General features: G+C 65.5%; 13 protein-coding genes. 5 read left to right on the top strand and 8 right to left on the bottom strand.

Going from position 1 to position 12,358, the window contains the following annotated elements:
* Window positions 1–8 precede the first annotated feature (8 nt).
* From FHS03_RS10695 to tyrS, 4 genes are read right to left on the bottom strand one after another with little or no spacing between them, the layout of a single operon-like run.
* Window positions 9–653: a histidine phosphatase family protein gene (locus FHS03_RS10695; protein ID WP_183440969.1), complete on the bottom strand. Its 645-nt coding sequence runs from the start codon at window positions 651–653 to the stop codon at window positions 9–11.
* Window positions 653–1,294: a YbhB/YbcL family Raf kinase inhibitor-like protein gene (locus FHS03_RS10690; protein ID WP_183440968.1), complete on the bottom strand. Its 642-nt coding sequence runs from the start codon at window positions 1,292–1,294 to the stop codon at window positions 653–655. Before FHS03_RS10690 ends, FHS03_RS10695 begins: the two co-directional genes overlap by 1 nt.
* A 12-nt stretch (window positions 1,295–1,306) precedes the next feature.
* Window positions 1,307–1,753 (bottom strand): D-aminoacyl-tRNA deacylase, encoded by a 447-nt coding sequence (gene dtd, locus FHS03_RS10685; RefSeq protein WP_183440967.1) that lies wholly within the window; start codon window positions 1,751–1,753, stop codon window positions 1,307–1,309.
* On the bottom strand, window positions 1,750–3,006 hold the full coding sequence (gene tyrS, locus FHS03_RS10680; RefSeq protein WP_183440966.1) for a tyrosine--tRNA ligase: 1,257 nt from the start codon (window positions 3,004–3,006) through the stop codon (window positions 1,750–1,752). Before tyrS ends, dtd begins: the two co-directional genes overlap by 4 nt.
* 156 nt (window positions 3,007–3,162) lie before the next feature.
* Between tyrS and FHS03_RS10675 the strand changes: the two genes are divergently transcribed.
* Together FHS03_RS10675 and FHS03_RS10670 are read left to right on the top strand one after the other, a co-directional pair.
* Entirely contained in the window at window positions 3,163–4,551 is a 1,389-nt protein-coding gene (locus tag FHS03_RS10675) for a M23 family metallopeptidase (RefSeq protein ID WP_183440965.1), read from the top strand.
* 127 nt (window positions 4,552–4,678) lie between these two features.
* Window positions 4,679–5,776 carry an anhydro-N-acetylmuramic acid kinase gene (locus tag FHS03_RS10670; protein WP_183440964.1) on the top strand — a complete coding sequence of 366 codons (1,098 nt, stop codon included), beginning with the start codon at window positions 4,679–4,681 and terminating at the stop codon, window positions 5,774–5,776.
* Window positions 5,777–5,962: 186 nt separating this feature from the next.
* Here FHS03_RS10670 and erpA read toward each other — a convergent pair whose 3' ends face one another.
* The 4 genes from erpA to rplM form a co-directional block, all read right to left on the bottom strand.
* A complete protein-coding gene (gene erpA, locus FHS03_RS10665) occupies window positions 5,963–6,325 on the bottom strand; it encodes an iron-sulfur cluster insertion protein ErpA (RefSeq protein WP_050409448.1) in 363 nt (120 codons plus the stop codon).
* Window positions 6,326–6,439: 114 nt separating this feature from the next.
* The gene (argC, locus tag FHS03_RS10660; protein WP_183440963.1) at window positions 6,440–7,471 is read right to left on the bottom strand and encodes an N-acetyl-gamma-glutamyl-phosphate reductase; all 1,032 of its coding nucleotides are present in this window, start codon (window positions 7,469–7,471) and stop codon (window positions 6,440–6,442) included.
* 153 nt (window positions 7,472–7,624) lie between these two features.
* Window positions 7,625–8,017, bottom strand: a complete 393-nt coding sequence (gene rpsI, locus FHS03_RS10655) for a 30S ribosomal protein S9 (protein WP_119811272.1) — start codon at window positions 8,015–8,017, stop codon at window positions 7,625–7,627.
* Window positions 8,018–8,026: 9 nt separating this feature from the next.
* Window positions 8,027–8,455: a 50S ribosomal protein L13 gene (gene rplM, locus FHS03_RS10650; protein WP_028102306.1), complete on the bottom strand. Its 429-nt coding sequence runs from the start codon at window positions 8,453–8,455 to the stop codon at window positions 8,027–8,029.
* 243 nt (window positions 8,456–8,698) lie between these two features.
* On the opposite strand from rplM, the gene FHS03_RS10645 reads away from it, so the two are divergent.
* The 3 genes from FHS03_RS10645 to FHS03_RS10635 are packed head-to-tail and all read left to right on the top strand — an operon-like array spanning window position 8,699 to window position 12,066.
* On the top strand, window positions 8,699–10,138 hold the full coding sequence (locus tag FHS03_RS10645) for an alpha/beta fold hydrolase (protein WP_371871650.1): 1,440 nt from the start codon (window positions 8,699–8,701) through the stop codon (window positions 10,136–10,138).
* A gap of 12 nt (window positions 10,139–10,150) precedes the next feature.
* A complete protein-coding gene (locus tag FHS03_RS10640; protein WP_183440962.1) occupies window positions 10,151–10,885 on the top strand; it encodes an ABC transporter ATP-binding protein in 735 nt (244 codons plus the stop codon).
* Entirely contained in the window at window positions 10,882–12,066 is a 1,185-nt protein-coding gene (locus FHS03_RS10635) for an ABC transporter permease (RefSeq protein ID WP_183440961.1), read from the top strand. The genes FHS03_RS10640 and FHS03_RS10635 overlap by 4 nt, the downstream gene beginning before the upstream one ends.
* Window positions 12,067–12,358: the final 292 nt, after the last annotated feature.

Genomic DNA, 12,358 nt, shown 5'->3' with positions numbered 1-12,358 from the left:
ACGTACGTTCAAATGACATCGTCGAGCGCCAGCGCCGCCAGGTGGCGGGTGTCGCCCCACAGCACCAGGCGCAGCTGGCCGCCATCCCAGACAAAGCGGTTGACGCTGGCGTTCTTGACCTGAAAATCGCGCGGGCGGTCCAGCGCCATGCCGGTGGCGGCGCGGTAGGCGCACTCCAGCACGCCGCCGTGGGCCACCACGGCAATGCGCTGGCCCGGGTAGCGCGCCGCCCAGTGGGCGATGGCGGCCGTGCTGCGCGCGTAAAACTGGCGGAAGCTCTCGGCCAGGCGCTCGCCGGCCGGCATGCACGCATCCACCTCGCGCGCCTGCCAGGCGGCGAAATCGGCCGGATACGCCGCTTCGATCTCGGTATACAGCATGCCCTCAAACGCGCCATAGCCGCGCTCGCGCAGGGCCGGGTCGGCATGCACCGGCAAACGGTGGCCGGCGGCCACCGCCTCGGCCGTCTGCAGCGCGCGCTGCAGGTCGCTGGCGACGATGGCGGCCAGCGGCTCATCGGCCAAGGCTTGCGCCAGTGCGCCGGCCTGGCGCAAGCCCGCTTCGTTGAGGGCGATATCGATATGGCCTTGCAGGCGGCGCACGGCGTTCCACGCCGTCTCACCATGGCGAATCAAAAGAATTTCGGTAGACATTATTTCTTGGCCAAGGCCGAATACAGGGTGTAGGTGCCGATCAACTGGGCTTCATCGAGGATGTGGCCGTGAATGGCGCGCAGCGCATCCGGGCCGGCAAAGCGCCCTTCCAGCTCCAGGCGTGGAATATCCAGCGCGTACAGGCGGAAAACATAGTGGTGCACGCGCATATCGTTCCACGGCGGGCAGGGGCCGTCATAACCGTAGTAATCGCCCGCCATGGCGGCATCGCCGGAAAACCAGAGCGTGTAATCGTTCAAGCCCTGGCGCCAGGGCTGGCCGCCGTCGGCAATGGCCGGACCGGGCTTGCCGCGCGCCGTCACGCCGCCGGAAAACCGGCCCGCGTCCAGCGCCGTCACGCCGGGCGGAATATCGATCAGGGTCCAGTGGAAAAAGTCGCCGCGCGGCACTTCCACCGGCAGCACCACATCGTCGCGGTTGACGTCGCTGCCATCCTGGGGCGCGTCGCCGTCGATGCAGAACAGGGCCAGCGAGGCGGTGCCGGGCGGCACCTCGTCCCAGGCCAGCTGCGGGTTCATATTGGCCGACAGGCGCGCGTGCTGCGCCGGGTCCGCGACCGCGAAGGCAAACTCGCCGGGAATGGGATCGCCATCCTTGAACGATTCGCTCCAGAGTTTCATGACGTCTCCGTGTTATTTGGGACTGGTTTGCAGCCAGAACGTGACCGGGCCGTCGTTGGTCAGCGACACCTGCATATCGGCGCCGAACTGCCCCGTCTCCACCATAGGATGCTTGGCGCGCGCCTGGCGCACGACATGCTCGAACAGGCGGCGCCCGTCTTCCGGCGCGGCGGCCGGCGTAAACGAAGGCCGGGTGCCGGACTTGGTATCGGCCGCCAGCGTGAACTGGGGCACGAGCAAGAGGCCGCCGGCGGTGTCGCTCACGCTGCGGTTCATCTTGCCGGCATCGTCGGCGAAGACGCGGTAGCCCAGCAGCTTGTTCAGCAGGGTGTCCGCTTCCTTTTCCGTGTCGCCGCGCTCGGCGCACACCAGCACCATCAAGCCGGCGTCGATGGCGCCGATCACGGCGCCATCGACCACCACCTTGGCCTGGGTGACTCGCTGCAGCAGGGCGATCATGCCGTCAGGGTCACGCGCGCGAACTTGCGCTTGCCCACTTGCAGCACGAAGGTGCCGGCTTCGACTTTCAAGCCCTTGTCGCTGACCACGGCGCTGTCGATGCGCACGCCGCCCTGCTCGATCATGCGCATGGCTTCCGAGGTCGAGGCGCACAGATTGGCCTGTTTCAGCAGCTGGGCCAGGCCGGCCGGGGCGCCGCTCAAACTCACTTCCGGCACGTCGTCCGGGATGCCACCTTTGGAACGGTTCACGAAGTCGGCCAGCGCATCCTCGGCCGCCTGCTGCGAGTGGAAGCGCGCCACGATTTCCTGGGCGATCGCCACTTTGGCGTCGCGCGGGTTCTTGCCGCCTTCGATCTCGGCCTTGAGCGCGGCGATGTCGGCGATCGAGCGCCAGGACAGCAGCTCGTAGTAGCGCCACATCATCACGTCGGAAATGCTCATCACCTTGGCGAACATGGTGTTGGCCGGCTCGGTGATGCCGATGTAATTGTTCTTGGACTTGGACATCTTTTCGACGCCGTCCAGGCCTTCCAGCAGGGGCATGGTCAGGATGCATTGCGGCTCCTGGCCGTAATCCTTCTGCAATTCGCGGCCCACCAGCAGATTGAATTTCTGGTCGGTGCCGCCCAGCTCCAGATCGGACTTCAGGGCCACCGAATCGTAACCCTGCATCAGCGGGTAGAGGAACTCGTGGACCGAGATCGGGGTCCCATTCTTGAAGCGTTTGCTGAAATCGTCGCGCTCCATCATGCGCGCCACGGTGTAGCGCGACGCCAGCTGGATCATGCCGCGCGCGCCCAGCGGGTCGCACCACTCGGAGTTGTAGCGGATTTCCGTCTTGGCCGGGTCGAGCACCAGCGAGGCCTGCTTGAAGTAGGTCTGGGCGTTCAGTTCGATCTGTTCGCGCGTCAGCGGCGGACGCGTGACGTTGCGGCCCGACGGGTCGCCGATCATCGAGGTGAAGTCGCCGATCAGGAAGATCACCTGGTGGCCCAGGTTTTGCAGCTGGCGCATCTTGTTGAGCACCACGGTGTGGCCCAGGTGCAAGTCCGGCGCGGTCGGGTCCAGGCCCAGCTTGATGCGCAGCGGCACGCCCGTCTGTTCGGAACGCGCCAGCTTTTGCGCGAATTCGCTTTCGATCAGCAGCTCGTCGACGCCGCGCTTGGCGATCGCCAGCGCTTCCTGCACACGCTCGCTCAGGGGCAGTTGGGGGGCGCTCGCCTTGGCGGTCGCGGAGGAGGTTATATCCATATTTCGCTAAATTCTCTCAAATTGTTGGCACGGCTCAGGACTTTGTTATAATGCCCGATCCCATCAATATTGCCCGATGAAAACGAGACAAATCAATAAGTTAGAACAAAAGAGCAAGAATCCATAAAGTTCAAGCGGCAAATTTTAACTGATTGCATGAACCCTATAAACAAGTTCACAAGCTCCGGCTTGTTCAATCTGCTAGGCTCGACGCGCAAGGCGCGTATCGTCAGCGCCTCCGCCCTCTTCCTGGCGGTGTGCGCTTTCGGTGCGGCCGGCGTGGCTCCGCTCGCCCCTGACGCGTCCGACCTGCCAGTAAAATCCATCGCCCAAGACCTTCAGCTTCCCAACCTGAATACCCAGATCGCCGCCCTCGAACAGCAGCAATCGAACCAGCAATACGTCCACGAAGAGAAAATCCGCGCCGGCGACACCCTCGCCACCCTGCTGCACCGCCTTGGCGTCGAAGACAGCGCCGCGGAAAACTTTATCAAGAAGGACAAGATTGCCCGCGGCGTCATGCAACTGAAGACCGGCAAGCGCGTGCAGGCGCAGACCGACGAGGAAGGCAATCTGCTGTGGCTGCGCGCCACCGTGGTCGACGGCAAGGACGTCCCGGTCAAGAACCTCTCCATCGTGCGCAAGGGCGACAGCTTCACGGCCGAGGAAGTGGCGGCCAAGCTTGAGCGCCGCGTCGAAATGCATGCGCGCGAAATCACCTCCACCCTGTTCGCCGCCACCGACTCCAGCGCCGACGGCAGCAAGCTGCCGGACTCCGTGGTGCAGCAGATCGTGGAAATGTTCTCCACCAGCATCGACTTCCGCTCCGACCTGAAACGCGGCGACCGCTTCAACGTGGTCTACGAAACGTTCTGGCAGGATGGCGAGTTCGTGCGCGCCGGCCGCATCCTGGCCGGTGAATTCACCAACCGCGGCGTGACCTACCAATCGGTCTGGTTCGAAGACCCGGCCAGCAAGCAGGGCGGCGGTTACTACAGCTTCGACGGCAAGGCCTTGAAAAAAGCCTTCCTCAAGTCGCCGCTGGAATTCTCGCGGATTTCGTCCGGCTTCTCGATGCGCGTGCACCCGCTGTCGGGCAACTGGAAACAGCACAAGGGCATCGACTTCGCCGCCGCGCAAGGCACGCCGATCCGCGCCGCCGGCGATGGCGTGATCGACTTCCAGGGCGTGCAGGGCGGCTACGGCAATCTGGTGGTGATCAAGCACTGGAATAATTACAGCACGGCCTACGCCCATATGAGCCGCTTCTCGAGCAATCTGCGCAAGGGCAGCAAGGTCAGCCAGGGCGATGTGATCGGCTATGTCGGCTCCACCGGCTGGTCCACCGGCGCCCACCTGCACTACGAGTTCCGCGTCGGCGGCCAGGCCCAGGATCCGACCAAGCTCAATATCACGGCCCAGGCGCCGCTGACGACGGCCGAGCTGGCGCGCTTCCGCACCGTCTCCTCCGACATGATGCACCGCTTCGCGCTGCTGCGCCCGAACAACGGCGGCAGCCCGAGCAAGATGATGGCGGCCAAATAAGCCTGGCCCAGCCCATCCGAACGGCGCCCTTCGCGGCGCCGTTTTCTTTGCCCCTCCGCTTCACGTTTGCAGCCGCGCCCGGATCGGGCGACAATAGCCGGCACGACAATACTGCAAGAGAGCCAAGATGAGCCTGTTTATCGGATTAATGTCGGGCACCAGCCTGGACGGCGTGGACGGGGTGCTGGTCGACTTCTGGGCCGGCGCCACGCGCACCATGGCCGCCGCCCACGTCCCCTTCGCGCCCGCCCTGCGCGCCGAGCTGCTGGCCCTGCAGACGCCGGGCGCCAATGAAATCGAACGCGAAGCGCTGGCCGCCAACCAGCTCGCCATCCACTACGCCGACTGCGTCACCCGCCTGCTCGGCGTGGCCGACATCAAAGCGGCCGATGTGCGCGCCGTCGGCGCCCATGGCCAGACCATCCGCCACCGGCCCGAACTGGGCTTCACGCGCCAGAGCAACAACCCGGCCCTCTTGGCCGAGCTGTGCGGCATCGACGTCATCGCCGACTTCCGCAGCCGCGACGTGGCCGCCGGCGGCCAGGGCGCGCCCCTGGTGCCGGCCTTCCACCACAGCGTCTTCGGCGCGCCGGGCAAGACCCGCGTCGTCGCCAATATCGGCGGCATCGCCAACATCTCCGTGCTGCACGGCGACGGCCAGGTCGGCGGCTTCGACACCGGGCCCGGCAACGTCCTGCTGGATGGCTGGATCCAGCGCCACCAGGGCCAGCCCTACGACGCCGACGGCGCCTGGGCCGCCGGCGGCCAGCTCCTGCCCGGCCTGCTCACCGCCCTGCTGGACGAACCCTATCTGGCCCTGCCCGCGCCGAAAAGCACGGGCCGCGACCTGTTCCACCTGGCCTGGCTCGACGCCCAGCTCGCCGCCTTCCCGGCCGCCGCGCCGCAAGACGTGATGCACACCCTGACGCGCTACACGGCCGTCACGCTGGCCGACGCCATTCACCGTGCAGCCCCGGCCGCCGACGCCGTCTACGTCTGTGGCGGCGGCGCCCACAACGCCCAGCTGCAAGCCGCGCTGCAAGCTGCGCTCGGCCCCGGCATCGCCCTCGCCACCACCGACGCGCTCGGCATCCCGCCGCAGCATGTCGAAGCGCTCGCCTTCGCCTGGCTCGCCTGGCGCTGCCAGGAACGCCAGCCCGGCAACCTGCCCACCGTCACCGGCGCCCAGGGCGAGCGCATCCTCGGCGCCCTCTACCCCCGCTAAGCTTTGATCCGCATCAAACAATGTCCACCCTGGTGTCAGGCACCAGCACCGGACATTCTTTGATCTAGATCAGCAAATGTCCGACCTTGGTGCCTGACACCAGGGTGGGACATTGTTTGCGCTGGATCAAAAGAAAACGGCGGAGCAGCTTGCGCTGTCCGCCGTTGGGGGGCAAGGCTGGCCGTCTTAGACGGAGAACGAGGAGCCGCAGCCGCAGGTCGAGCTGGCGCCCGGATTCTTGATGACGAACTGGGCGCCTTCGAGGTCGTCCTTGTAGTCGATCTCGGCGCCCACCAGGTATTGGTAGCTCATCGAGTCGATCAGCAATTGCACGCCGTTCTTGACCATCGTCGTGTCGTCTTCGTTGACGATCTCGTCGAAGGTGAAGCCGTACTGGAAGCCGGAACAGCCGCCCCCTTGCACGAATACGCGCAGTTTCAGGTCCGGATTGCCTTCTTCTTCAATCAGCTGCGCCACTTTTTCGGCGGCAGCGTCGGTGAAGATGATCGGCGACGGGATTACGTCTTGTGCTTCGGCTACTGCACTCATGGGTTACTCCTACTAAAATTCGTTAGCCAATTATAGTCTGTTGCGGCCCGGCCTGCTGTGCCGCACCGCTTTTCCGCAACTTCCCTCAAGAATCTGCGGCTGCCACGCCGCACTTCAAGGCATCAGGGCGATGGTCTGCAAGCCCAGGCCTTCTTCCAGGCCGAACATCAGGTTCATGCACTGCACGGCTTGGCCCGAGGCGCCCTTCACTAGATTGTCCTGAACAACCAGGATGATCACGGTGTCGCCGTGGCGGTGCAGCGCCAGGCGCAGCACATTGGCGCCGCGCGTACTGCGCGTTTCCGGGTGCGAACCGAAAGGCAGCACGTCGACAAACGGTTGCTCGCGGTACGCGTCTTCGAACAGTTGCTGCAGTTCTTCGTTGCTGACTTCGCGCGTCAGGCGCGCGTACAGGGTCGAGTGCATGCCGCGGATCATCGGCACCAGATGGGGCGTGAAGATCAGGCCGACTTTTTGTTCGGTGTAGCGCTGCAGCTGGGCCGCCGTCTCCGGCGTGTGGCGGTGGCCGCCCACGCCATAGGCTTTGAAGTTGTCGGACGATTCCGAGAACAGGATGCCGATCTCGGCCTTGCGGCCGGCGCCCGAGACGCCCGATTTGCAGTCGGCGATCAGGTGGCTGGCATCGATCCAGCCGGCTTTGAGCAGGGGCACGAAGCCGAGCTGCATGGTGGTGGGATAGCAGCCGGGATTGGCGATCAGGGTGGCGGCGGCGATGTCTTCGCGGTTCAGCTCGGGCAGGCCGTAGACCGCCTGTTCCAGCAGCTCGGGCGCCGTGTGTTCGATCTTGTAGGTGCTTTCGAAGACGGCGCGGTCCTTGATGCGGAAATCGGCCGCCAGGTCGATCACCTTCACGCCCGCCGCCAGCAGGGCCGGCGCCTGGGCCATGGCCACGCCGTGCGGGGTGGCGAAGAACACCACGTCGCATTGCGTGAGGTCGGCCTTGTCCGGCGCCGAGAACGCCAGGTTCACGCGGCCGCGCAGGGAGGGATACAGATCGGCCACCGGCAAGCCATCTTCCTTGCGCGAGGTGATCGCGCGCAGCTCGACTTCGGGGTGGAGGGCCAACAATCGCAGCAGTTCCACTCCGGTGTAACCGGTGCCGCCGACGATGCCAACTTTGATCATGTTCTGTCCTTGCATAGTAAAAAGGGAGGGAAAGGCGATTGTATCAGGCCGGGCCTGAGGCCGTCGTCCTGCGCCTAAATGCAAAAAAGCCGCGGGCAAGGCCAGCGGCTTTTCGGGCAGCGCCCGGCGCAAGCCGGACGCGGCAGAAGCAAATTAACGCTTCGAGAATTGTTTTGCGCGACGTGCTTTGCGCAGACCAACTTTTTTACGTTCCACTTCACGCGCATCGCGGGTGACGAAGCCGGCGCGGGCCAGATCGCCCTTCAGGGCTGCATCGTAGTCGATCAGGGCACGGGTGATACCGTGGCGCACTGCGCCTGCCTGGCCGGACTCGCCGCCGCCGTGCACGTTGACTTTGATGTCGAAACGCTCGACGTTGCCGGTCAGTTCCAGCGGCTGACGGATCACCATCAGGCCGGTTTCACGGGAGAAGTATTCCGAAGCAGGCTTGCCGTTCACGATGATCTGGCCGGTGCCGACCTTGATGAACACGCGAGCCACTGCACTCTTGCGACGGCCGGTGCCGTAGTTGTAGTTACCGATCATGTCAGTTCCTTAGAATTCGAGTGCTTTAGGTTGCTGGGCAGCGTGCGGGTGCGAACCTTCGGCGTACACTTTCAGCTTCTTGATCATTGCGTAGCCCAGTGGGCCTTTTGGCAGCATGCCTTTGACGGCTTTTTCCAGAGCACGGCCTGGGAAACGCTGTTGCATTTTCAGGAAGTTGGTCTCGTAGATGCCGCCTGGATAGCCCGAGTGACGGTAGTAGGTCTTCTCGGTGGCTTTGGTGCCGGTCACGCGCAGTTTGCCTGCGTTCACGACAACGATGAAGTCGCCGGTGTCAACGTGAGGAGTAAATTCTGGCTTATGCTTGCCGCGCAGTCGGCGTGCCACTTCGCTGGCAACACGTCCGAGGACTTTGTCCGTCGCGTCAATCACGAACCAGTCGCGCTGGACTTCATGGCCCTTAGCGGAAAAAGTTTTCATGTTTGACTTCCTAATTGAAGATGTGAATCACGCTCAAATGGTGGTTCCGCCCTGATGATGCAGCGGACGCAGCCTTCTTGTTTACTTTTCCTGAGCGAACGGAAAGCCCATGATTCTAGCGGAAGCGGGGGCGCCAGGTCAAGTCCGCTGTGCGGATGCGACAGCGGCGCCGTCAGCTGTTGCCTTAGAGACATTGCCGGGCTTATATTGCCCTTACTCTTGCTTAAAAGGAAAGGCGCTGCCGTGCCCATTTTGCCCCTCCGCGCCATCCTGGTCGCCCTGGTCTTGGCCCTGCCGGCCACCGCGCCGGCCGCGCCGCCGGCTTCGGCCGGCCACTCCTGCCACCTGCCCGGCGCCGAGGAAGCGCTGCGCTGCCTGCGCCTCGAGGTGCCGCTCGACCACGCGCAGGCGGCCGGGCCGCGCCTGCGCCTGCACGTGACCATCGCCCCGGCGCTACGCGAGGCGGCGCTGCGCGACCCGCTGTTCATCCTGGCCGGCGGCCCCGGCGAGGCGGGCAGCGAAGTGCTGCCGATGCTGGGCAGCACCTTCCGCAAGGTGCGCGCCACGCGCGACATCGTGCTGATCGACCAGCGCGGCACCGGCCTGTCGGGCAAGCTCGAATGCAAGAGCGGCCCCGAGGACGACAACCTCGGCGACGCGGCCGCGCTGGCCGCCGCGCGCGCCTGCCTGCAGCGCCTGGGCGCGCCGTATGCCCACTACGGCACCGACGCCGCGGCCCAGGACATCGAGGCCGTGCGGCGCGCGCTCGGCTACGGCCAGATCAATCTATGGGGCGGCTCCTACGGCACGCGCCTGGCCCAGCATTATGCGCGGCGCTACCCGGCCCAGGTACGCAGCCTGATCCTCGACGGCGTCGCCGCGCCCGAGCAAATCATCCCGGCCGGCGCACGCGATGCCCAAGCCGCGCTCGACACCCTGTTCCGCCAGTGCGCCGCCGACGCCGGCTGCGCCAAGGCCTTCCCCACGCTGGCGCAGCAGTTCGCCAGCCTGAGCGCGCGCCTGGCCCAGGCCCCGCTGCGGCTCGAACTGCCCGACCCGCGCACGGCCGCCCTGCGTCCGGTCGAAATCAGCAGCAGCCGCTTCCTCGGCACCGTGCACAATATCCTGTATTCGCAGCAGGACAGCCGGCGCCTGCCCTTCCTGATCGACAGCGCCGCGCGCGGCCGTTGGCAGCCGTTTTTGGCGCGCAGCAATGTGGCGCGCGACTTCGCCAGCGACGCCGGTCCCGCGCTCGGCCTGCACCTGGCCGTGGTCTGCGCCGAAGACTATCCGCGCCTGACGCCGGCCGTGCTGGCCGAAGACACGCGCGCCGCCTTCCTCGGTCCGGCCCAGATCGCGCGCGCCGGCCAGCTCTGCCCGCTCTTGCAAGTGCCGGCCGTGGCGCCGGCAGCGCCCGCGCCGATCGCCGCGCCCGTGCTCATGCTGTCGGGCGCGCTCGACCCGGTGACACCGCCGCGCCGCGCCGAAGCGGCCGGCCGCCACATGCAGCGCGCCCAGCACTTGATCGTGCAGAACGGCGGCCACATCGTCTCGCCCCTGGGCTGCCTGCCGCGCCTCTTGCGCGAATTTCTCGACCAGCCCGGCCAGCCCGTGTCAGCGGCCTGCCTGAGCGAGATCCCGGCCCCGACCTTCCAGCTCAATAGCGCCGGCCCCCAACCTTGACGCGGAACGCCCATGATTGAAGTCCACGATGTACGCAAGCAGTTCGGCAAGGTGCAAGCCCTGGCCGGCGCCACCTTCACCGCCGCCGACGGCCAGATCACGGCCCTGCTGGGGCCGAACGGCGCCGGCAAGACCACCTTGCTGCGCACCCTGGTCGGCCTGCTCAAGCGCGACCACGGCCATATCGCCATCGACGGCGTCGACCCGGCCGTCGACCCGATGCGGGTGCGCCGCAATATCGGCGTGCTGACCGACCAGTTCGGCCTGTACGACCGCCTGTCGACGCGCGAATACCTGACCTACTTCGGCGAACTGAACGGCATGGCGCGGCCCGCCATCAGCACGCGCATCGCCGAAGTCAGCGAGCTGCTCGCGCTCGACGATATCCTGGAGCGGCGCGCCAAGGGCTTTTCCCAGGGCCAGCGCATCAAGGTGGCCTTGGCGCGCACCCTGCTGCACCGCCCGCGCCACCTGCTGCTCGACGAGCCAAGCCGCGGCCTCGACGTGATGAGCACGCGCGCCCTGCGCCGCGCCCTGGCCGCGCTGAAAGCCGACGGCTGCTGCGTCATCATGGCCACCCATGTGATGCAGGAAGTGATCCATTCCTGCGACGATGTGATCGTCATCGCCGGCGGCGCCACCGTGGCCCAGGGCACGCCGCAGGCGCTGTGCGCGCGCACCGGCCTGGAGAGCCTGGAAGACGCCTTCGTCAGCTTGGTCGGCACCGAAGAGGGGATTGAATTATGAAACCGGCCTGGCTCATCGTCCTGCTCAAGGAACTCAAGGAAACCCTGCGCGACCGCCGCGCGCTCGCGCTGCTGGCCGTCTTCATGCTGATGTACCCGCTGATGGTGGGCGCCATCCTCAACCGCGAGATCGGCCGCGCCACGCGGCCCGAGCGCGAAGGCATCGACCTGGTGGTGGTCGGGGCGGCGCAGGCGCCCACGCTCATGGCCCAGCTCGGCCAGCGCAATATCAATGTGCAGCGCCGCGACGCCATGAACGAGGACGCCATCGTCGCCCTCTTGCGCGAGCAAAAGGTCACGGCCGTGCTGCGCCTGCACGAGCACTATGCCGAGGATTACCAGGCCATGCGTCCGGCGCGCGCCGAGCTGTGGTACGACTCGGCCTCGGAAAACTCGCGCAAGCACGAGGAAGTCGAGGCCGTGCTGCGCGACTACAGCCGCAGCATCGCCGGCGCCCGCCTGCTGGCCCACGGCGTGTCGCCGGCCAATCTGAATCCGGTGCTGGTGCAGAAGTACGATACCGGCACCAGCGCCTCGCGCTCGGCCAGCACCATCGGCACCATGCTCGGCATCTTCTTCGTGCCGGCCTTTATGTTTTGCATGAGCACGGCCGTCGACAGCACGGCGGGCGAACGCGAACGGCGCTCGCTCGAGGTGCTGCTGGCCCAGCCGGCCCGGCCGGGCGACCTCATCGTCGGCAAATGGCTGGCGGCGGCGCTGCTGTCGATCGTCGGCATCACGCTCGAGCTGGCCATTGCGCACGGCATCCTGAAGTGGCTGCCGCTGGAGGAGATCGGCATGTCCTGGCGCCTTTCGGCGCTCGACCTGGCCGCCGTCTGCCTCGCCTCGGCCACGCTGTCGATGTTTGCGGCCGCCATCGAGATCGCGCTCTCGATCAATGCCAAATCGTTCAAGGAGGCGCAGTCCCTGGTCAGCATCGCCATGCTGGTGCCCATCGTGCCCGTCATCGTGGTGCCGATGATGAATCTGAGCACCACCCACTGGATGTATCTGGTGCCGGTGCTGTCCAACCAGACCCTGCTGCGCGAGCTGGCCAAGGGCCAGAGCATCGGCCTCACGCCCTTCCTCTTGACCTTCTTCAGCAGCCTGGTGCTGGCCATGCTGTGCCTGGTCTTCACCGAGCGCCGCATGCGCAGCGAACGCTACCTGATGACGGTCTGAATCCACGTCCCCGGCAGGCTGCCGCTCTGCGGCTCAGTCCGTTGGGGATGTCGGGTGTGGGTTCTTCATTTTTGAGCCGCATTCTAGATTGCTCTAGAACGTTCTAAAACGCTCTGGATTGAACGATTCCGTTCTAGAACCCTCTAATTTTTCAGGCTGGCGAGAAAATCTAGAGCGTTTTAGAAGGATCTAGAAAATTTTCCCGCCTCATTTCCCCGAAAATTAGAGCGTTTTGGAAGCATCTAGAACGTTCCAGAATGTTCTAGAACGTTTTAGAACGATCTAGAGCAAA

Source organism: Pseudoduganella violacea, assembly GCF_014191875.1.
GTDB classification, from domain to species: domain Bacteria; phylum Pseudomonadota; class Gammaproteobacteria; order Burkholderiales; family Burkholderiaceae_D; genus Rugamonas; species Rugamonas violacea_A.
This window is presented reverse-complemented; position numbering and strand designations above follow the sequence as displayed.